Source organism: Citrobacter sp. 506 (genome assembly GCF_050434985.1).
GTDB lineage: Bacteria > Pseudomonadota > Gammaproteobacteria > Enterobacterales > Enterobacteriaceae > Citrobacter > Citrobacter braakii.
Map to the genome: position 1 here is coordinate 189,427 of NZ_JBNDJN010000002.1, position 22,504 is coordinate 211,930.

A 22,504-nucleotide genomic window follows, 5' to 3' on the forward strand; every position below is an offset into this window, starting at 1 on the left:
CCCGGACAAGTAATAACAGCCCGCAGTTTAAACATCTCTTCGCTGACAGCAATAATAATTCTTATTTTTATTCTTTTTTACCCGCCTGACGAAACGTCAGATTGTAGCGACAGTCTCCGGTCAACGGATGATACCCCGTCTTAAGCGGCTGGATCCCATGATAAAACAGCCGCGAAGTACCGCCCCACACCACCACATCGCCATGTTCCAGCAGCAAACGCTTTAAGGGGTCATTACGGCGCAAGCCGCCAAATTGAAAGATGGCCGGCAATCCTAGCGACACCGAGACAATCGGCGCCCGCAGGTCGGGCTCGTCTTTATCCTGATGTAAGGACAGTTTTGCCCCTGGCGTGTAGCGGTTAATCAGACAGGCATCGGGTTGAAAATCAGCATAGCCCGCCGCCGTCGCTGCCTGTTGGCACAGGTCAGCGAATGCATCCGGCAGCGGAGGCCAGTGCGCGCCGGTTAGCGGATCAAAAGGAGAATAAAGGTAACCATGCTGATCGGTCGTCCAGCCCAGACGACCGCAGTTGGTCATTGCCACCGACATCGTGTAGCCGCCGGGCGTCACCATCTGGCGAAACGGCGACTGTCTGGCGATAGCCGCTATCGCCTGCAGCAGAGACGGTGCGCAGTCAAAAGCGAAGCGTCGCAGAATAACCGCGCCTGACGCCAGCGGCTCCTGCCAGGGTTTCGCATCCGCAAAGAGATCGAGCATTATGTTTCCTCGCCAGTCGTTTCACGTTGCAGTAACTGTGCTTTGCGCGCAATGCCCCACCGGTAGCCCGAAAGTGCGCCATCGCCGCGGATCACCCGGTGACACGGGATGACGATTGCCAGTTTATTCGCCCCACAGGCGCTGGCCACCGCACGCACCGCCTTCGGTTTGCCGATGGCGCTGGCCAGTTGCTGGTAGCTCATCGTTTCGCCGCACGGAATTGCGCGCAACGCCTGCCACACCTGCTGCTGAAATGCGGTTCCGCGGATATCCAGCGGCAGCGATAACGGCGCGTCACGCGCATTGATTGCGGCGATCACTTCGCGCACGCGCTGCTGAAAATCGGCATCTGCTGGCACATCCTGAGCGGCGGGAAACAGCTCATGCAGATCCGCAACCAACGTAGCGTCATCATCACCTAGTAAGATCGCGCAGATACCACGTTCGCTTTCCGCCACCAGACAGCGACCCAGAGAGCAATCTGCCAGGGTATAGCGTACAGAAACGTTGTCGCCACCTTTACGAAATTGCTTTGCGGTCATGCCTAACGTCTGATCCGCTTTTCGGTAGTAGCTGCTGCTGTCGGGAAATCCGGCGTTGAGAATTGCCTGCGTTACCGGAACGCCTTTCGCCAGCGCATCGCGCAGACGGCGAGCGCGCCAGGACTGCTGCCACGCTTTGGGGGTCATGCCCGTTGTGGCTTTGAACAGGCGATGTAAGTGATACGGGCTCATCGCCACCTGCTGCGCCAGCTCGTCCAGCGTGAGGGGAGATTCCTGCTCCAGCAACTGGCAGGCGTGGGCTATTTTCTCCAGCCGATGCTGGTGGGCGCTGTCTTTATCCGGCTGACAACGTTTACAGGGACGAAAACCGGCGGCCAGCGCCTGCCGGGCATCGGCAAAGAAACTGACATTTTTGCGCAGCGCATGTTTCGCCCGACAGGACGGACGGCAGAAAATGCCGGTGGTCTGGACGGCGAAAACAAACTGACCGTCAGCGTCGGCGTCACGATCCACAACGGACTGCCAGCGGTCATCATCAGTTATGTGTAAACGATTTTTCATTATGGACTCCTTTGTTAAGCATAGCGCTTAGCCTCAGTGTGTCCCCATAGCCGGATACAAAAACCCGCAATCTTGCTTTTTAATTTTTTTCGCTGAGCAGGAAGCTTTTAAACTGCGGCGACATCCAGGTTTTAAACCCCTCGCCCTCTTTTATAATCATATAGACCGCGAGTCCTTCACGACGCACCACCTCTTTGGCCTTTTCCGGGCCGAGAACCATCAATCCGGTATCCCAACCGTCAGCCTCCAGCGCCGTTGGTGCGATTACCGTTACAGACACCAGGTTGTGTTCAATCGGACGACCGGTTTGCGGATCAATAACATGGGAAAGGCGCTTACCGTCCAGCTCATAATAGTTACGGTAGCTGCCGGAGGTGCTAATGCCATGCCCGTTAATGTCGACAATCGCCTGCACCGCGTTTTCGCGATCGGTCGGTTTCTGAATCGCGACTCGCCACGAAAGCCCGTCTGCATTCATACCGCGGCTGTTCAATGCTCCACCAACGGATACCAGATAACGGGCGATCCCTTCCTGCTCCATTAATCGTGCCAGATGATCGGCGGCATAACCTTCGCCAACGGTCGAGAGATCCACGTACAGCTCGGGCAAATCTTTTTGCAGGTAGTTCCGATGCGCCTCATTAACAACCTTCAGATGTGAAAGCCCGGTTTGCGCTTTTGCGACGTCAATTTGCGCCTGCGTAGGAATATGCACCGGTTGCTGATCCGGGCCAAAGCCCCACAGATTGACCAACGGACCCACGGTAATATCCATGGCCCCACCGGTTTTTGCGCCAATGCGTAGCGCCGAAGTCACGATATCGGCCATAGCATCATTAACCGGCCATGGCGACAAGCTTTTCGACAGGTTAAAGCGCATTAACGCAGAATCATTTTTATAGGTAGAGAGAAGCTGATCGTCGGCATCCAGCTGAGCCTGGATCTTCGCCTGCAGTTCCCCGGCGCGTTTGGCATCTACGCCCACCGCACTAACCCGCCAGAAAGTGCCCATGGTTTTACCTTCCAGAACGGTGGCAGGTTGTGTGGTCTGGGCAGGTTTCGGGGCTTCATCGCACCCGACAAAAAAGATCGTCACAGCCAGTAGTGCTGCGCGATAGAAATTCACTTCCATACGTAATTATCCTCATGCGAACGGGCGCAAGAGTACACCAAAAATCGTTGTTTGTACGACGAAAAAACGGCATTAAAAAAGGCCCCGCAGGGCCTTTTAACGACATGAGCGCAGATTAGAACTGGTAAACCAGACCCAGCGCTACGATATCATCGGTAGAGATGCGAGCATCACGGGTGAACTGGTTGTCATCCAGCAGGTTGATTTTGTAATCAACATAGGTAGACATGTTTTTGTTGAAGTAGTAGGTCGCGCCAACATCAACATATTTCAGGATATCCTGGTCGCCGTAACCATTGTTCAGGTCTTTACCTTTGGACTGCAGGTAAGCCACGGACGGACGCAGACCGAAGTCGAACTGGTACTGCGCAACAGCTTCAAAGTTCTGTGCTTTGTTAGCCCAGCCCAGGTTGCCCGCACGCGTTGCGTTGTAGGTCTGGGTGTACTGTGCTGCCAGGTAAACGTTATTCGCGTCGTATTTCAGACCGCCAGTGTAGGTTTCAGCACGGTCACCGGTACCGAAGTTCAGACGGTTCTGCTCGTCAGTACGTTTGGAGCTGGTGACTGCAGTACCCAGCGCGAAGCCTTCACCGATATCATAAGTGATAGATCCGCCAACGCCGTCGCCATTCTGACTCAGCGCATCACGACCGTTGCCGGTCACACCAGTCATACCTTCGCCTTCCGGGCTACCGTTTTTACCCTGGTACTGCAGGGCAAAGTTCAGGCCATCAACCAGACCGAAGAAGTCGGTGTTACGATAGGTCGCGAAGCCGTTACCACGCTGCTGCATGAAGTTGTCAGAACCGTAGGTGTCGCCGCCGAATTCCGGCAGAACGTCGGTCCAGGACGTTACGTCGTAAACTACGCCATAGTTACGACCGTAGTCGAAAGATCCTACGTCAGCGAATTTCAGACCAGCAAACGCCACACGGGTCCAGGAGTTGTTTTCGTTTTCAGAGGAGTTACCCTGAATCTGGTATTCCCACTGGCCGTAACCGGTCAGTTGGTCGTTAACCTGGGTTTCGCCTTTGAAGCCGATACGCATATAGGTCTGATCGCCATCTTTAGTGGAGTCATCAGAGAAATAGTGCAGACCGTCTACTTTACCGTACAGGTCTAATTTGTTGCCGTCTTTGTTATAAATTTCAGCCGCATTTGCTGCGCCTGCTACCAGCAGTGCTGGTACCAGGAGGGACAGTACTTTAACTTTCATGTTATTAACCCTCTGTTATATGCCTTTATTGCTTTTTTATGCCACTGCATACTGATTAAGCTCATTAACCAGTCGGCAACTTCATTCTCCGCAAAAACACAGAATAATCCAACACGAATATGATACTAAAACTTTTAAGGTGTTTCATTTATCTGCATAGATGTTTCAAAATATTAATACGAGGGAACTTTTTTAAAATCAAAAAACAGGCAAAATAAGCACAAATAATCAAGAACTATTTTAATTAAATTTAAAATCAATAGGTTACATCGAAAATAGTTATAGCACTGAATGACAAAACAAAATCTTCACTCGCAACTAAAATAGACCCGCTATCATCATTAACTTTATTTATTACCGTCATTCATTCATGAATGTCTGTTTACCCCTATTTCAACCGAATGCTTCGCGTTCGGTTTTTTTTTACCCTTCTTTACACAAAACTTACCGTTCTGTGCTACCGATGCAAAACTATAACAACTATTAACTATCTCATTGCGTCGTATTCAGATATAAATCTGATTAATAATTTCTTGTTATTTAATGCTAAATGTATACATTCCGTACAAATATTTGTACCCGCCTTTATCCACTGTACACCTTTGCATTGTGATGGCTGCAACAGAATGGAGCGTAAAAAATGCGGGCCATCCGGCGTGGTGTAAATGTGGCAATTCATATATTACCCTTTATACTGCCCCATCATCTTTCGCGTCGTTTAACAGGTCATAAACACGAATGAGTCAGTCTGACACAACGGCTTCTACCCGATTCTCCCTGCTACCGGGAAGTATTACCCGTTTCTTCTTATTACTGATCGTTGTGCTGTTGGTGATGATGGGCGTTATGGTCCAGAGCGCCGTCAACACCTGGTTAAAGGATAAGAGCTATCAGATTGTCGATATCACCCATGCCATTCATAAAAGGGTCGATACCTGGCGATACGTGACCTGGCAAATCTATGACAATATTGCCGCCACGGCCAGTTCACCTGGTGCAGAAGGACTGCAGGAAACGCGTCTGAAACAAGACGTCTATTATCTTGAGAAACCGCGCAGAAAGACCGAGGCGTTGATTTTCGGTTCCCATGACAGTTCTACGCTGGAGATGACCCAACGCATCTCAACCTATCTTGATACGCTGTGGGGCGCGGAAAATGTTCCGTGGTCTATGTATTACCTGAATGGTCAGGACAATAGCCTGATCCTTATCTCAACGTTGCCGCTAAAAGATCTGACTTCCGGTTTTAAAGAGTCGACGATTGGTAATATTGTCGATTCACGGCGCGCGGAAATGTTACAACAGGCCAATGCACTGGATGAACGTGAAAGCTTCTCTTCACTGCGCCGTCTGGCATGGCAGAACGGGCATTACTTCACGCTACGCACGACCTTTAATCAGCCTGGACATCTGGCAACGGTTGTCGCCTTTGACCTGCCGATTAATGACTTGATCCCACCCGGCATGCCGCTGGACAGCTTCCATCTGGTTCCAGATGCCACGTCAACAACCGAGCATCTGAATGAAAAAGAGTCGCCTGACAGCGTCAGCATTAATTTCAACAACAGTAAAATTGAGATCTCTTCGGCGCTAAACTCAACGGATATGCGGCTGGTGTGGCAGGTTCCGTTTGGCTCATTGCTGCTCGACACCTTACAAAGCATTCTGCTGCCGCTGTTACTCAACATTGCTTTGTTGGCCCTGGCGCTGTTTGGCTATACCACCTTTCGCCACCTCCCTGCCCGTTCCACCGAAGTGGCACCAAACCTTGCGGCAAATAATGAACTGCGTGTTCTGCGCGCCATCAATGAAGAGATTGTTTCTTTGCTGCCTCTGGGCTTGCTGGTGCACGATCAAGAAGCAAACCGCACGGTTATCAGCAATAAAATTGCCGACCACCTGCTACCGCATTTAAATTTGCAAAACATTACCAGTATGGCGGAGCAGCATCAGGGGGTGATTCAGGCCACCATCAATAATGAGCTGTATGAGATCCGGCTGTTCCGTAGCCAGATCTCATCGAGAACGCAGATCTTTATTATTCGTGACCAGGACCGCGAAGTGCTGGTTAATAAGAAGCTGAAGCAAGCGCAGCGACTGTATGAGAAAAACCAGCAGGCCCGGGCGGCCTTTATGCAGAATATCGGCAGCGCACTGAAAGACCCGGCGAAAACACTTGCCGCTAATGCTGCCGCACTGAATAGCCCGGACAGCCAGAAACTGGCCAATCAGGCAGACGTTCTGGTGCGTATGGTAGATGAAATCCAGTTGGCCAACCTGCTGGAAAGCGACGCCTGGAAAAGTGAATCGACGCTGTTTTCCGTGCAGTCGTTAATTGATGACGTGGTTCCGGAGGTTCTGCCAGCCATTAAACGTAAAGGGCTGCAGCTACTGATTAAAAATCACCTTAGCGCCCATGATGAACGCCGCGGCGACCGCGATGCCCTGCGCCGTATTTTGCTGTTGCTGATCCAATATGCGGTAACCACCACGCAAATTGGCAAAATCACGCTGGAAGTCGACCAGGATGAGTCGGAGACTGAACGCCTGACCTTCCGCATCCTGGATACCGGGCAAGGTGTCACGTTGAATGAAGTTGATAACCTGCACTTCCCGTTCATCAATGACACCCAGGGCGATCGGTATAGCAAGGCCAACCCGCTGACGTTCTGGTTATGCGATCAGCTCGCCCGCAAGCTAGGTGGACACCTGAACATTAAAGCGCGGGAAGAACTTGGAACACGTTATATAGTCCATGTTAAAATGCCGCTGCACGATCAACATGCTGAAAGTGAAGAGCGTTTGTTAGATGACGTCTGCATAATGGTTGATGTCACCTCTAATGACGTACGCAGCATCGTATTACGCCAACTGGAGAACTGGGGAGCAACCTGCATCACGCCTGATGAGCGGTTGAATAGTCAAGAATATGATCTCTTTTTAACAGATAATCCGTCTAATCTTACTGCCTCAGGCCTTCTTTTAAGCGATGATGAGTCTGGCGTGCGGAAAATTGGCCCTGGTCAGCTGCGCGTCAACTTTAATATGAGCAATGCTATGCAGGAAGCTGTCCTCGAGCTGATAGAAGAGCAGCTGGCACAAGAAGAGATCCAGGAACTCCCCCTCGGCGGAGATGAAAACGCCGAACTTCATGCCAGTGGTTACTATGCACTCTTTGTAGACACAGTACCGGATGATGTTAAGAGGTTGTATACTGAGGCAGCAACCAGCGATTTCGCTGCGTTAGCCCAAACGGCCCATCGCCTGAAAGGCGTGTTTGCCATGCTTAATCTGGTACCCGGCAAGCAGTTATGTGAAGCGCTGGAACATCTTATTCAAGAGAAAGATGCTCCAGGTATAGAAAAATACATCAGCGACATTGACGATTACGTCAAGAGCTTGCTGTAGCAAGGTAGCCCAATACATGAACACTATGAACGTAATTATTGCCGATGACCACCCGATTGTACTGTTCGGTATTCGTAAATCACTTGAGCAAATCGAGTGGGTAAACGTTGTCGGCGAATTTGAAGACTCCACTGCACTGATCAACAATTTGCCTAAGTTAGATGCTCATGTGTTGATTACCGACCTCTCCATGCCGGGAGATAAATACGGTGACGGGATCACGTTAATTAAGTATATCAAGCGCCATTTCCCGAGCCTGTCGATTATTGTTCTCACCATGAACAACAACCCGGCAATCCTGAGCGCGGTGCTGGATCTCGATATTGAAGGAATTGTCCTGAAGCAAGGCGCGCCAACAGATCTGCCGAAAGCGCTTGCCGCGCTGCAGAAGGGTAAGAAATTCACCCCAGAAAGCGTTTCTCGTCTGCTGGAAAAAATCAGCGCCAGCGGTTACGGCGACAAACGTCTGTCACCGAAAGAGAGCGAAGTTCTACGCCTGTTTGCCGAAGGTTTCCTGGTTACTGAAATCGCGAAAAAACTCAACCGCAGTATAAAAACCATCAGCAGCCAGAAAAAGTCGGCAATGATGAAACTCGGTGTGGAAAACGATATCGCCCTGTTGAATTACCTTTCTTCCGTCACGCTGAGTCCATCAGACAAAGAGTAATTCTTTTAACATCGACGTGCCTGATGGCACGGCGTTTATCAGGCCTACGAATGACACGATATTGTGCGTGTTACGTAGGCCGGATAAGGCTAACGCCCCATCCGACCTCTTTTATTCCCGCGCCTTTCTCACTCTTTCCGCATAGACCGTCAGCGTTTGCTTCAATACATCTAACGTCACCGGCTTAGACAGACAGCTATCCATACCTGACTCCAGACAACGCTGCTTCTCTTCAGCCAGCGCGTTGGCCGTCACGCCGACAACCGGCAGGGTTAATCCTAACTGGCGAATACGCTGGGTCAGGCGATAACCATCCATGTTCGGCATGTTAACGTCGCTCAGCACGATGTCGATATGGTTTTTACTCAGTACATTGAGTGCGTCCACGCCGTCATTCGCGGTTTTACACTGATACCCCAACGATCCCAACTGATCGGCCAGTAAACGCCTGTTGATAGGATGATCGTCGACCACCAGAATCATCATGTCATCGTTAGTTGCAGCAACTTTATCCGGGGCTGGCAACGCAGTTGAAAGCTCTTCACTGCTCAGCTCAAGGCTGTAGATATGCGCCAACAGCGCGGGCAATTCGTGAGGCGATGCCACGCTGTGCACCCACTCCCCAGGCCCCCTTTCCAGCGGAATACCGATATGACGACGGCAGAAAATCACCGCGGCACGTCCTTGCCACGCCTGGTCCAGCACATCGTCGGCAATCAGCAGGTCATCCGCATCCGGTTGCTGTCCCTCATAGCACTGCACCGTCATCCCGTTACGCGCCAGACTGGATTCAATAAACTGGTACAGCGACGCGTTACGCACCGCCAGCCAGCAACGTTTGCCGACAAGCCCTTCGATACCTTTTTTCAGCGGGTACTGCGCGCCATAAAGCGGAATACGCAGCATAAACTGGCTACCCATTCCCGGTTCAGAATCGACGGAAATATCCCCATCCATCATGCTGATCAGTTTTTCACAGATAGCCAAACCAAGCCCGGTTCCCTGGAAATTACGCTGTACGCCGGTTCCCACCTGGAAGAAAGGATCGAACAAGCGGACGACCTCTTTAGCTGGGATCCCAACCCCGGTATCACGCACGCGAATACTGAGATAGTCTTCGTTACACTGCACGTGCAGCACAATGCAGCCGGTATCGGTAAACTTGATAGCATTACTCAGCAGATTGGAAATCACCTGCTGCAAACGCATCGGATCACCATTGAGCGCCACCGGTACATTCGGGTCGATAAAGCAGTACAACCCCAGCTGTTTGCGAACCACCAGCGGCAAATAGTTAGCCGTAATATGATTCATTACTTCTCGCGGTGAAAACTCGCGCGGTTCAATCTTCAGCTGTTCAGATTCAATTTTCGAGAAATCGAGAATATCGCTGATAATCTTCAACAGCAGGCTTGAAGAGTTGTTCATCGCCGTCACCAGGCGATCCACTCCGTTGGGTAACTCTTTGGTTTGCAACAAATCAAGGTTACCGATAATGCCATACAGCGGCGTACGCAGCTCGTGGCTTACCGTCGCAAGGAACATCGATTTGGACTGGCTCGCCTGCTCCGCCGCCTGCGCCATCTCCTGCAACGACTCTTCCATTTTAACGCGCGCGCTGATGTCAACCAGCACACAAATTGCCACGTTTTCATTACGATAGCGCGAGTGCACAAAGCTGATTTGCAGATTGGTATTGTTGCTGGTCAGCACATCAACAAAATTGACCTGCTGGCCGCAGATAATTTGCGTTAACCGTTGCCGGTCTTCATGCGTTAGCATGTTGAGATAGGTGTGCGCCAGCTCATTACTCAGGATGTTAATGCCATCTATCGTACGCAGAATACAAATCCCAACCGGCGCGGAAGCCACGATTTTACGGTTAAACTGCTCGTGCTCTTCCAGACGCTGGGCATCGCTTTCCGCAGGAATAAAAATGCGCCGCTCATACATGCGCGTGAGCATAAATAACGCCGCGCCAACCAGCACATTCAGCAGAATAGCGTTCAGGATCATCATGCGGATCCGCTCCAGTACCAGGTCAACCGGTACGGAGTACACAATGCTTAGCGATGACGGTGGCAGGTTTTTCTTCAGCACCAGTTCGTGAAAACCCGACGTATAGCCAAACCAGGAGCGCTCCTGCATCCAGCGAGGTTCAGCCTTAATATTACCCTCGGGGCCGGTGAGCGAAATCAGCGCATGACCATTTTCATCAAGGATGGTCACTCCCATCGGCAAACTGCCCGGCGTGAAAAAGTTCTCCATGCGGATAGGCTGTTCCACACCCAACAGCGCCTGCAGGCGATTAGCGAGATAAACCGGCGTCAGCGCATAGAAATAGCCTATCCCCGGCCGCGGCCCCTGGCTAATCCAGAACAGGTTATTACCGTTTTCGTCCTGCGGTGCATTGCGATACTTAATAATGCGCTCATGCAGCGCCTTCAACGCCCCGTCACGTTCGACAGGCATATCACGCAGACCGAAATTGGCCATGCAAAGGTTGTCGCTGCCGATCAGGAACACACGATTCAAATCATAGGCCGCGGAAAAGTTATCCCGCCAGTAGCGCATAAACCACGCCAGCGATTCCAGAGAACCTCGCCAGGCGTTGCCCATCACCGAGCAGTCGGAGTCGGCAAACAGCGGCTCAAAGTTTGGCACGGCCGTTTTATCATCCCGCGCGCGCAACGACATCACGCCGTTTTCCGCCGTTAAGCGATTCTCCGCGATATATTTCAGCTCTTTAATCACATCAGAGGTGCGCTGAATGTAACGTTGGGCCTGATCGGAACTGAGGTTAAGCTCCTGGTGAATCTCGGACTCTCTCTGGTGCAGCGCATTCACGATGTAGAAAACGGAGGCAAATGCGATTAGCCCCCAGATCAGGAGCGCCAACGCCCTGAACAGATAGCGTGAGACTTTTAGCGTTGAATGAACGGAAGCAAGGTATTTCAAAGGGGCGAAGCTCCGCCTCAGGGCATTAATAGAGTGTGGTTAAGGTAGCGGTAAATGTCCGGCGTCGCAATGCCCTCTCTTTACGGGAATATGATACACCGCTCTGAAACCATTGTCTTAACCCGTGATAATCGTCGTTTGCCTGAAAAACACTGCACGGATGTCAGAATGCGCGACCTGAGATGGCTGGCTCGTCGGTTATACCCACGACGATTACGCAACCAAATGATCATGATGGCCATCCTGATGGTCATCATTCCGACGATATCTATAGGTTATATCGTAGAAACTGAAGGCCGTTCAGCAGTCTTATCTGAAAAAGAGAAAAAACTGTCATCGGTGATAACCCTGCTAAACGATGCGCTGGGCGACCGCTTTAGTCACTACCCAAATTTGCCGCGTGAAGCACGCATTCGCGCGCTTAATCAAGAGTTGGCCCCCATCACCGAGCGCATTACGCAAGCGTTTCCCGGCATTGGCGCCGGGTATTATCACAAAGCGCTGGATGCCATTATCACCTACGCCCCCTCCGCGCTTTACCAAGGCAACGTAGGTATCACCATCACCGAGGATCATCCCGGACGCGAAGTGATGAGTAGCAACGCGCCTGTGGTCTATTCCGGCCGACAGGTTCGCGGCGACATACTCAACTCGATGATCCCAATAGCGCGCCAGGGAGAGGTTATTGGGTATATCTGGGCCAATGAGCTCACCGAAGATATCCGCCAGCAGGCCTGGAGAATGGATGTCAGGATTATTGCCGTACTGGTTGCCGGGCTCATCTGTAGCCTGCTGCTCATCGTGCACTTCTCACGTCGACTCAGTGCGAATATCGACATCATCACCGATGGGCTTTCCACGCTGGCACAAAAAACCCCTACCCGATTGCCTGAACTCCCCGGCGAGTTAGGACAAATCAGCCGTAGCGTCAATGCGCTGGCACAAACGCTACGGGAAACCAAAACCCTTAACGATCTGATCATTGAAAATGCCGCAGATGGCGTGATCGCCATCGACAGGCAAGGCGACGTTACCACCATGAACCCGGCGGCAGAACAGATAACAGGCTACACGCTGCATGAGCTGGTCGGACAGCCCTATGCGACGCTCTTTGCCAATACGCAGTTTTATAGCCCGGTACTGGACACCCTTGAGCACGGTACTGAACATGTGGCCCAGGAGATTAGCTTTCCAGGACGTGAACGCACCATTGAGATCAGTGTAACCACCAGTCGGATCCATAACGCACACGGCGAGCTGATTGGTGCGCTGGTTATTTTCTCCGATTTAACCGCCCGTAAAGAGACCCAGCGTCGGCTGGCGCAAACCGAAAGGCTTGCCACCCTGGGTGAGCTGATGGCCGGCGTCGCGCATGAAGTGCGAAACCCGCTGACCGCAATTCGTGGCTACGTCCAGATCATCCGCCAGCAAACCTCGCTGCCGGAACATCAGGAATATTTATCTGTTGTGCTGAATGAAATTGATTCCATCAATAAAGTTATTCAACAACTGTTAGATTTCTCACGACCACGACAAAGCCAGTGGCAACAGATTCGGCTCAATGCGCTCATTGAAGAGACGCTAATCCTGGTGCAAACCGCTGGCCTGCAGGCACGGATCGCCTTTACAACGGAATTAGATCCCAGCCTGCCGCCGATCATCGCCGATCGCGAGCTTCTCAAACAGGTGATCCTCAATATTTTAATCAATGCGGTGCAGGCGATCGCTGCGCGAGGCGAAATTCGCATCCGTACCTGGCAATACTCGGCCTCGCAACAGGCCGTGATGATTGAAGATAATGGCAACGGTATCGATCTCGCCATACAGAAGAAAATATTCGATCCCTTTTTTACGACAAAAGCATCAGGTACCGGTCTTGGACTGGCGCTGAGCCAGCGCATCATCAACGCGCATCAGGGGGATATCCACGTAACCAGCCAGCCTGGCTGCGGGGCGATATTCACTCTGATTTTACCTCTTAACCCGCAGGGAAATCCGTCAGAATGAAAACGACCTATCGTATTCTCATCGTTGATGATGAAGAAAATGTTCGCCGTATGCTTGCCACCGCATTTTCCCTGCAAGGGCATGAGACACATTGCGCCAGCGACGGGAAAGCCGCGCTGAGCCTGTTTAGCGAAACGCAGCCAGACGTGGTGCTGATGGACATTCGCATGCCGGAGATGGACGGTATCGACGCGCTGAAAGTTATGCGCACGCAGCAACCACGGATCCCCGTCATTCTGATGACCGCTTACGCTGAAGTAGAAACCGCAGTAGAAGCTTTACGTAGCGGCGCATTCGACTACGTGATTAAGCCCTTTGATCTCGACGAGCTAAGCATGGTGATTCAACGCGCATTGCAACTGCAGGAGATGAAACAGGAAATCCGCAATCTGCATAAAGCGTTGACCACCAGCTGGCAGTGGGGACATATTCTGACCACCAGCCCGCGTATGATGGATATCTGTAAAGACACGGCGAAAATCGCCCTCTCCCAGGCAAACGTGTTGATTAGCGGTGAAAGCGGCACAGGAAAAGAGCTGATCGCCCGCGCCATTCACTACAACAGCAAACGCGCCAATGGCCCCTTTATCAAAATTAACTGCGCGGCCCTGCCGGAGTCGTTGTTGGAAAGCGAGCTATTTGGTCACGAAAAAGGCGCGTTTACCGGGGCACAGACATTACGCCAGGGATTGTTCGAACGCGCTCATCAGGGAACTTTATTGCTTGATGAAATTGGCGAGATGCCGCTGGTGCTGCAGGCCAAGCTGCTGCGCATTTTGCAGGAGAGGGAGTTTGAACGCATCGGCGGGCACCAGACCATTCGCGTTGACATTCGAATCGTCGCCGCCACCAACCGCTGTCTGCAAACGATGGTGAAGGAAGGAACGTTTCGCGAAGACCTGTTTTACCGGCTCAACGTTATCCATCTGACTTTGCCGCCCTTACGCGAGCGTCGTGAAGATATTGCCTTATTAGCAAACCACTTTTTACAAAAATTCAGCTCTGAAAATCAGCGGGATATTATCGAAATCGACCCGACGGCGATGTCGATCCTCACCGCCTGGCCCTGGCCCGGTAACATTCGCGAACTGTCAAACGTCATCGAACGTGCAGTCGTTATGAATACCGGTGCGGTGATCTTTGCCGACGATCTCCCCGACCCGTTGCGCAACCCGGTTAGCGCCACAACAGAAACAAAACCGACTTACTCCGGGGAACGCAATCTGAAAGAAGAGATTAAACGTGAGGAAAAACGAATTATCCTCGAAGTCCTCGACAATCAGGACGGCAATCGCACCCGCACGGCGCTGATGCTGGGAATTAGCCGTCGCGCTTTAATGTATAAATTACAAGAGTACGGCATCGACCCATCGGGTTCCTGATACGCAAGTTTGCTATGCAGAATTTTGCACACTGCGCAAAATTCTGCATAACCCCTCGTTGTCTCCTTTCACCAAAACCACAAAAATAAACCAATAAATTCAATCAACTAAACATTAATACGTTTCTTTAGTCATTCTGGCACCCTGCTTGCAATTCCCTGAGCGTACCCAAAATGGAGTATGCAAAAAGGGAAACATAATGAAAACAAAACTGATTACCTTACAAGACGCTGCGGGCTTCTTTCGTGACGGCATGACCATCATGGTCGGTGGTTTTATGGGCGTTGGCACACCACCTCGTCTGGTTGAAGCCCTGCTGGAATCCGGCGTCAGAGATCTGACACTGATTGCTAACGATACCGCCTTTGTCGATACCGGTATCGGCCCCCTGATCGTCAATGGGCGGGTGAGCAAAGTGATTGCCTCGCACATTGGTACAAACCCGGAAACCGGTCGTCGCATGATTGCCGGCGAGATGGATGTACAGCTGGTTCCGCAAGGTACCCTGATCGAGCAGATTCGTTGCGGCGGCGCGGGTCTTGGCGGCTTTCTGACCCCCACTGGCGTTGGCACCATCGTGGAAGAAGGCAAGCAAACCATGACGCTTGAGGGTAAAACCTGGCTGCTTGAACGCCCATTACGCGCCGATTTAGCGCTTATTCGCGCCCACCGCTCTGACATGCTTGGCAACCTCACCTACCAGCTCAGCGCCCGTAACTTTAACCCTCTGATTGCCCTCGCCGCTGATATCACGCTGGTCGAACCGGACGAAATGGTTGAAACAGGGGAGCTGCAGCCTGACCAGATTGTGACCCCCGCCGCCGTTATCGACCATATCGTCATTCCACAGGAGAGCTAATCATGGATGCTAAACAACGTATTGCGCGCCGGGTGGCGCAAGAACTTCGCGATGGCGATATCGTCAACTTAGGTATCGGCCTGCCAACGATGGTAGCCAACTACTTACCTGCTGATATTCACATTACGCTGCAATCTGAGAACGGTTTTCTGGGACTGGGCCCAGTCACCACCGCCCATCCTGACCTGGTGAACGCGGGTGGCCAACCGTGCGGTATTTTGCCGGGCGCGGCGATGTTTGATAGCGCCATGTCGTTCGCGTTGATTCGCGGCGGTCATGTTGATGCCTGTGTGCTTGGCGGGTTGCAGGTCGATGAGCAGGCAAACCTCGCCAACTGGGTGGTTCCCGGCAAGATGGTACCCGGCATGGGTGGCGCAATGGATCTGGTGACCGGTGCGCGTAAAGTCATTATCGCCATGGAGCATTGCGCAAAAGACGGCTCCGCAAAAATCCTGCGTCAATGCACCATGCCGCTCACTGCACAGCATGCTGTGCATATGCTGGTCACCGAGCTGGCTGTATTCCGCTTTATAGATGGCAAGATGTGGCTGACTGAAATCATCGAAGGATGCGACATCGCCACGCTATGTGAAAAAACCGAAGCACAGTTTGAAATTGCCGACGATCTGCGCATCCTGCGAGGTGACGCATGATTGGCCGCATCGCTCGCTTTATGACACGGGTAGTCAGCCGCTGGCTGCCCGACCCACTGATTTTCGCCATGTTATTAACGTTGCTGACCTTTGGCATCGCGCTGTGGTTAACGCCGCAGACCCCCATCAGCATGGTGAAATTCTGGGGTGACGGTTTCTGGAACCTGCTGGCGTTTGGTATGCAGATGGCGCTGATCATCGTAACCGGCCATGCGTTAGCCAGTTCCGGGCCGGTGAAAAGCCTGCTGCGTACGGCGGCATCCGCCGCCAAAACCCCCGCTCAGGGCGTCATGCTGGTGACTTTTTTTGGTTCAGTTGCCTGCGTTATTAACTGGGGATTTGGTCTGGTGGTCGGGGCGATGTTCGCCCGCGAAGTTGCTCGTCGGGTACCGGGTTCCGATTATCCGTTACTGATTGCCTGCGCCTACATCGGGTTCCTGACCTGGGGCGGCGGCTTCTCCGGCTCAATGCCTTTGCTGGCGGCAACGCCTGGCAACCCGGTCGAGCACGTAGCGGGCCTCATTCCTGTCGCGGATACCCTGTTCACCGGCTTCAATATTTTCATCACGCTCGGCCTGATTGTGGTGATGCCGTTTATCACCCGGATGATGACGCCAAAACCTTCAGATGTGGTGAGCATCGATCCGAAACTGTTACTGGAAGAAGCTGATTTTCAGAAGAAACTACCGCCAGATGCGCCGCCATCTGAAAAACTGGAAGAGAGCCGCATTCTGGCGCTGATCATCGGTGCATTAGGGATTGCCTATCTGGGTATCTACTTTGCCGAGAAAGGTTTCAACATCACCATCAATACCGTCAACCTGATGTTTATGATTGCCGGTCTGCTGCTGCACAAAACGCCGATGGCCTATATGCGTGCCGTCAGTGCTGCGGCACGCAGCACCGCCGGGATTCTGGTGCAATTCCCCTTCTATGCCGGCATTCAGTTGATGATGGAGCACTCCGGCCTCGGTGGGCTCATTACTGAATTTTTCATCAACGTTGCCAACAAAGATACCTTCCCACTGATGACTTTCTTCAGTTCAGCCCTGATTAACTTTGCCGTGCCATCCGGCGGTGGCCATTGGGTTATTCAGGGACCGTTCGTCATGCCTGCCGCTCAGGCGCTGGGTGCCGATCTTGGCAAATCAGTCATGGCCATCGCCTACGGTGAGCAGTGGATGAACATGGCACAACCGTTCTGGGCGCTACCCGCGCTGGCCATCGCCGGTCTCGGAGTACGCGACATTATGGGGTACTGCATCACCGCCCTGCTCTTCTCCGGCGTCATTTTTGTTATTGGATTGACCTTGTTCTGACGGCAACAACTTAATTAAAGGAACTGAAAAATGAAAAACTGTGTCATCGTCAGCGCGGCACGTACCGCAATCGGCAGTTTTAACGGCGCACTGGCAACTACGGGTGCCGTCGAGCTTGGATCAACCGTCATTAGAGCCGCTCTTGAACGCGCGCACCTTGACCCACAGCGCGTGGACGAGGTGATCATGGGCAACGTGCTGCAGTCAGGACTCGGGCAAAACCCAGCGCGTCAGGCATTATTAAAAAGCGGCCTGTCCGACACCGTTTGCGGCTTTACCGTCAACAAAGTGTGCGGCTCTGGCCTGAAAAGCGTGGCGCTTGCCGCCCTCGCTATCAAGGCCGGACAAGCCCAGGCGATCGTCGCGGGAGGGATGGAAAACATGAGCCTGGCCCCCTACCTGTTAGACGCAAAAGCCCGCTGGGGCTATCGCCTCGGTGACGGGCAATTGTCCGACGTTATTCTGCGCGACGGCCTGATCTGCGCCGAGCATGGTTACCACATGGGGATCACTGCAGAAAATGTTGCCAAAGAGTATGGCATCAGCCGCGAAATGCAGGATGAACTGGCTCTGCAGTCACAGCGTAAAGCCGTTGCCGCAATCGAGTCTGGCGCATTTGAGGCTGAAATCGTGCCCGTCAGCGTGTCATCACGGAAGAAAACCATCATCGTTGAGCGTGACGAATTCCCCAAAGCTGACTCGACGGCAGAAGGCCTCGCCGCATTGCGTCCAGCCTTCGATAAAGCAGGAACCGTCACCGCAGGTAACGCCTCGGGGATCAACGACGGTGCAGCGGCATTAGTGATAATGGAAGAGTCCGCAGCACTGGAGGCTGGGCTGAAGCCATTGGCGCGAATCAAAGCCTGGGCCAGTGGCGGCGTAGCACCGGCTATGATGGGGATGGGGCCGGTTCCCGCCACGCTGAAGGCACTGCAACTGAGCGGCTTACAGCTTTCTGATATCGATCTGATCGAAGCCAACGAGGCATTTGCTGCTCAGTTTCTTGCCGTTGGTAAAACGCTGGGATTTGATCTGCAAAAGGTTAACGTCAACGGTGGGGCAATTGCGCTGGGACACCCTATCGGCGCCAGCGGCGCACGAATACTGGTGACGCTGCTGCATGCGCTACAGGCACGGGATCAAACGCTTGGACTGGCCACACTGTGCATCGGCGGCGGTCAGGGCATTGCGATGATAGTGGAGCGAATGAATTAAAAAAAAGGGCCGGATATTTCCGGCCCTTTTTATCACGTCTTAATTACTCTTCAGCGTCGTCCGCTGCATCGTCATCGCTTTCCGCTTCAGGCGCGATATCCTCGTCCCCTTCAGCAGCGCTACCGTCGATGGAGTCGAGCTCTTCATCATCAACCGGTTCAGCAACGCGTTGCAGACCCACAACGTTTTCATCTTCCGCGGTACGGATGAGGATCACGCCCTGGGTGTTACGTCCTACCACGCTGATTTCCGACACGCGAGTACGCACCAGCGTACCTGCATCGGTGATCATCATGATCTGGTCGGTATCTTCAACCTGCACTGCGCCGACAACGGAACCGTTGCGCTCGGTGACTTTGATGGAGATAACGCCCTGGGTCGCACGAGACTTGGTCGGATACTCTTCCGCCGCCGTACGCTTACCGTAGCCGTTCTGGGTAACGGTCAGGATAGCACCTTCACCGCGCGGAACGATCAGCGATACCACGCTGTCGCTTTCCGCCAGTTTGATACCGCGTACGCCGGTCGCGGTACGTCCCATCGGACGAACAGCCCCCTCTTTGAAGCGCACCACTTTACCGGCAGCAGAGAACAGCATAACTTCGTCACTACCAGACGTCAGGTCAACGCCAATCAGCTCATCGCCTTCGTTCAGGTTAACCGCAATGATACCGGCTGAACGCGGACGGCTGAACTCGGTCAGCGCTGTTTTCTTCACGGTACCGCTGGCGGTTGCCATGAAGACGTTGACGCCTTCTTCGTACTCACGTACTGGCAGAATTGCGGTGATACGTTCGTTAGCTTCCAGTGGCAGCAGGTTGACGATAGGACGTCCACGCGCACCACGGCTTGCTTCCGGCAACTGATAAACCTTCATCCAGTACAAACGACCGCGGCTGGAGAAGCAGAGGATCGTGTCATGGGTGTTAGCCACCAGCAGGCGGTCGATAAAGTCTTCTTCTTTAATTCGTGCTGCAGATTTGCCTTTACCGCCACGACGCTGCGCTTCGTAATCGGTTAACGGCTGATATTTCACGTAGCCCTGATGAGACAAGGTCACGACAACATCTTCCTGGCTAATCAGATCTTCGATGTTGATGTCAGCGCTGTTCGCAGTGATTTCGGTCCGACGTGCGTCGCCGAACTGTTCACGAATCAGCTCCATCTCTTCACGGATGACTTCCATCAGACGATCGGCGCTACCCAGAATGTGCAGCAGTTCAGCGATCTGCTCCAGCAGCTCTTTGTATTCGTCGAGCAGTTTTTCGTGCTCAAGGCCGGTCAGTTTCTGCAAACGCAGATCCAGAATGGCCTGGGCCTGCTGTTCAGTCAGGTAGTACTGACCGTCACGCACGCCAAATTCCGGTTCCAGCCATTCAGGACGCGCGGCATCATCGCCGGCACGTTCCAGCATGGCAGAAACGTTACCCAGCTCCCACGAACGCGCGACCAGCCCTGCTTTCGCTTCTGCCGGGGTCGGCGCACGGCGGATCAGTTCGATGATCGGATCGATGTTCGCCAGCGCAATCGCCAGTGCTTCAAGGATGTGCGCACGGTCGCGGGCTTTACGCAGTTCAAAGATAGTACGGCGGGTTACGACTTCACGGCGGTGACGTACAAACGCAGCAATAATATCTTTCAGGTTCATGATTTTCGGCTGTCCATGGTGCAACGCAACCATGTTGATACCGAAAGAAACCTGCAGTTGGGTCTGGGAGTAGAGGTTATTCAGAACCACTTCCCCGACTGCGTCGCGTTTCACTTCAATCACGATGCGCATACCGTCTTTGTCAGACTCGTCACGCAGCGCGCTGATACCTTCAACGCGTTTGTCTTTTACCAGCTCGGCGATTTTCTCGATCAGGCGCGCTTTGTTCACCTGATACGGAATTTCATGGACGATGATGGTTTCACGGCCAGTTTTGGCATCCGCTTCGACTTCCGCGCGCGCGCGAATGTACACCTTGCCACGGCCGGTACGGTAGGCTTCTTCAATACCACGACGACCGTTGATGATCGCGGCGGTCGGGAAGTCCGGACCAGGAATATGTTCCATCAGCCCTTCAATGCTGATGTCTTCATCGTCAATGTATGCCAGGCAGCCGTTGATCACTTCCGTCAGGTTGTGCGGCGGAATGTTGGTTGCCATACCTACCGCGATACCGGACGAGCCGTTCACCAGCAGGTTAGGAATTTTGGTTGGCATGACGTCAGGAATTTGTTCGGTGCCGTCGTAGTTATCGACGAAATCCACCGTTTCTTTTTCCAGGTCAGCCATCAGCTCATGGGCGATTTTCGACATACGGATTTCCGTATAACGCATCGCCGCTGCGGAGTCGCCATCGACAGAACCAAAGTTACCCTGACCATCTACCAGCATGTAACGCAAGGAGAATGGCTGCGCCATACGAACAATGGTGTCGTAAACGGCGGTATCACCATGAGGGTGGTATTTACCGATTACGTCACCAACGACACGGGCAGATTTTTTATAGGCTTTATTCCAGTCGTTGCCCAATACGTTCATGGCGTAAAGTACGCGACGGTGAACCGGCTTCAGGCCATCTCGGACGTCCGGCAGCGCACGGCCAACAATGACCGACATCGCATAATCCAGATAGGAGCTCTTCAGCTCTTCCTCAATGTTGACCGGTGTAATTTCTCTCGCAAGGTCGCTCATCTAACCGCTATCCCTCTACTGTATCCCGGATTCAAAGGTCGCAAATTATAACACATCCGTGCAGATTCAGGTAAATGGATTCCCCCTGACAGAGGCTTTATTCATCCCGTCAGGCTGATATACTCATTTGCATCGCAAATTTAGGAGTAGAAGCCCCAATGAATGCCGAAAAACCTCCGGTAACTCACAACGTTGATCAGGAAGAAATTGCCAAGTTTGAAGCAGTCGCGTCACGCTGGTGGGATCTTGAGGGTGAATTTAAGCCACTGCACCGTATTAACCCGCTGCGCCTGGGCTATATCACGGAGCGCTCAGGCGGCCTGTTTGGTAAAAAGGTACTCGACGTCGGCTGCGGCGGCGGCATTCTGGCGGAAAGCATGGCGCGCGAGGGCGCAACCGTCACCGGGCTGGACATGGGCTTTGAACCGTTACAGGTAGCAAAACTGCATGCGCTGGAGAGTGGCATCCAGGTGGAATACGTTCAAGAAACGGTTGAAGAACATGCGGAAAAACATGCGCATCAGTATGACGTTGTGACCTGCATGGAAATGCTGGAGCACGTACCGGACCCGCAGTCGGTGGTCAGGGCCTGCGCCAGACTGGTCAAACCGGGCGGCGAAGTGTTTTTCTCCACGCTTAATCGCAACGGCAAATCCTGGCTAATGGCGGTGGTCGGCGCGGAATATATTTTGCGTATGGTGCCGAAAGGCACGCATGATGTGAAAAAATTCATTAAGCCGGCTGAACTGTTAGAGTGGGTTGACCAGACCGTGCTGAAAGAGCGTCATATGACCGGCCTGCACTACAACCCGATCACCAACAGTTTTAAACTCGGCCCCGGCGTTGATGTGAACTATATGGTACACACTACCGCGCAAGCAGATTAACCTCCTCCACCCGGCCGGATAAGGCGTGCAACGCCGCAATCCGGCACCGTGCCCGATAGTGCGCAGCTTTCGGGCCTGCGCATCGCCTACCAATCCTGAGTAGGATCGTCAGGGCAATTTTTGCGCCAGGTCATAAGAACTTACCTTGCCTTAGATGAAGAAATCAGCACTCGATCAAATTTTCTATTTTTTTTCTCAATTATTGACATCCTCGCCAGGCCTTATAAGACGCGCACTTAGCGATTATTACCCTTTTGCAACCTCAATTTAACCTCAAAATCAACTCTTGTACTGAAAAGAATCCCTACTAGAATACTCACCATATAGCGTCTACTTTAT

General features: G+C 52.6%; 15 protein-coding genes. 9 read left to right on the forward strand and 6 right to left on the reverse strand.

Translation table 11 applies throughout. From position 1 onward, the window contains the following. Window positions 1-67: 67 nt before the first annotated feature. The 4 genes from alkB to ABIE10_RS10970 form a co-directional block, all read right to left on the reverse strand. Window positions 68-718 (reverse strand): DNA oxidative demethylase AlkB, encoded by a 651-nt coding sequence (gene alkB / locus ABIE10_RS10955; protein WP_016153784.1) that lies wholly within the window; start codon window positions 716-718, stop codon window positions 68-70. Then, entirely contained in the window at window positions 718-1,782 is a 1,065-nt protein-coding gene (gene ada, locus ABIE10_RS10960; protein ID WP_016153785.1) for a bifunctional DNA-binding transcriptional regulator/O6-methylguanine-DNA methyltransferase Ada, read from the reverse strand. Before ada ends, alkB begins: the two co-directional genes overlap by 1 nt. Window positions 1,783-1,861: 79 nt before the next feature. Further along, window positions 1,862-2,914 carry an FAD:protein FMN transferase ApbE gene (gene apbE, locus ABIE10_RS10965; protein WP_181221407.1) on the reverse strand — a complete coding sequence of 351 codons (1,053 nt, stop codon included), beginning with the start codon at window positions 2,912-2,914 and terminating at the stop codon, window positions 1,862-1,864. A gap of 115 nt (window positions 2,915-3,029) precedes the next feature. Next, window positions 3,030-4,130: a porin OmpC gene (locus tag ABIE10_RS10970; protein WP_016153787.1), complete on the reverse strand. Its 1,101-nt coding sequence runs from the start codon at window positions 4,128-4,130 to the stop codon at window positions 3,030-3,032. Window positions 4,131-4,868: 738 nt separating this feature from the next. Here ABIE10_RS10970 and rcsD point away from each other — a divergent pair. Then, a complete protein-coding gene (rcsD, locus tag ABIE10_RS10975) occupies window positions 4,869-7,538 on the forward strand; it encodes a phosphotransferase RcsD (RefSeq protein ID WP_016157016.1) in 2,670 nt (889 codons plus the stop codon). 16 nt (window positions 7,539-7,554) lie between these two features. After that, a complete protein-coding gene (rcsB, locus tag ABIE10_RS10980; RefSeq protein ID WP_003027592.1) occupies window positions 7,555-8,205 on the forward strand; it encodes a response regulator transcription factor RcsB in 651 nt (216 codons plus the stop codon). Window positions 8,206-8,316: 111 nt separating this feature from the next. Here the strand turns inward: rcsB and rcsC are convergent, their stop codons facing one another. Beyond that, complete coding sequence (gene rcsC / locus ABIE10_RS10985) at window positions 8,317-11,163, reverse strand: two-component system sensor histidine kinase RcsC (protein WP_053389233.1); 2,847 nt, start codon at window positions 11,161-11,163, stop codon at window positions 8,317-8,319. A 168-nt stretch (window positions 11,164-11,331) separates the two neighbouring features. On the opposite strand from rcsC, the gene atoS reads away from it, so the two are divergent. From atoS to ABIE10_RS11015, 6 genes are all read left to right on the forward strand, one after another. After that, on the forward strand, window positions 11,332-13,170 hold the full coding sequence (gene atoS / locus ABIE10_RS10990; protein ID WP_429155674.1) for a two-component system sensor histidine kinase AtoS: 1,839 nt from the start codon (window positions 11,332-11,334) through the stop codon (window positions 13,168-13,170). Further along, a complete protein-coding gene (atoC, locus tag ABIE10_RS10995) occupies window positions 13,167-14,552 on the forward strand; it encodes an acetoacetate metabolism transcriptional regulator AtoC (protein ID WP_019077262.1) in 1,386 nt (461 codons plus the stop codon). Before atoS ends, atoC begins: the two co-directional genes overlap by 4 nt. Window positions 14,553-14,751: 199 nt before the next feature. Then, entirely contained in the window at window positions 14,752-15,411 is a 660-nt protein-coding gene (atoD, locus tag ABIE10_RS11000; protein ID WP_016153792.1) for an acetate CoA-transferase subunit alpha, read from the forward strand. 2 nt (window positions 15,412-15,413) lie between these two features. Continuing rightward, window positions 15,414-16,064 carry a 3-oxoacid CoA-transferase subunit B gene (locus ABIE10_RS11005; protein WP_016153793.1) on the forward strand — a complete coding sequence of 217 codons (651 nt, stop codon included), beginning with the start codon at window positions 15,414-15,416 and terminating at the stop codon, window positions 16,062-16,064. Continuing rightward, complete coding sequence (locus ABIE10_RS11010) at window positions 16,061-17,383, forward strand: TIGR00366 family protein (RefSeq protein ID WP_016153794.1); 1,323 nt, start codon at window positions 16,061-16,063, stop codon at window positions 17,381-17,383. The genes ABIE10_RS11005 and ABIE10_RS11010 overlap by 4 nt, the downstream gene beginning before the upstream one ends. 30 nt (window positions 17,384-17,413) lie before the next feature. After that, complete coding sequence (locus tag ABIE10_RS11015; protein ID WP_323643054.1) at window positions 17,414-18,598, forward strand: acetyl-CoA C-acetyltransferase; 1,185 nt, start codon at window positions 17,414-17,416, stop codon at window positions 18,596-18,598. A gap of 43 nt (window positions 18,599-18,641) precedes the next feature. Here ABIE10_RS11015 and gyrA read toward each other — a convergent pair whose 3' ends face one another. Next, on the reverse strand, window positions 18,642-21,278 hold the full coding sequence (gyrA, locus tag ABIE10_RS11020) for a DNA topoisomerase (ATP-hydrolyzing) subunit A (RefSeq protein WP_046275481.1): 2,637 nt from the start codon (window positions 21,276-21,278) through the stop codon (window positions 18,642-18,644). Between the two features lie 158 nt (window positions 21,279-21,436). Here gyrA and ubiG point away from each other — a divergent pair, with 158 nt between their 5' ends. Then, on the forward strand, window positions 21,437-22,165 hold the full coding sequence (gene ubiG, locus ABIE10_RS11025; RefSeq protein WP_075847744.1) for a bifunctional 2-polyprenyl-6-hydroxyphenol methylase/3-demethylubiquinol 3-O-methyltransferase UbiG: 729 nt from the start codon (window positions 21,437-21,439) through the stop codon (window positions 22,163-22,165). Window positions 22,166-22,504 lie beyond the last annotated feature (339 nt).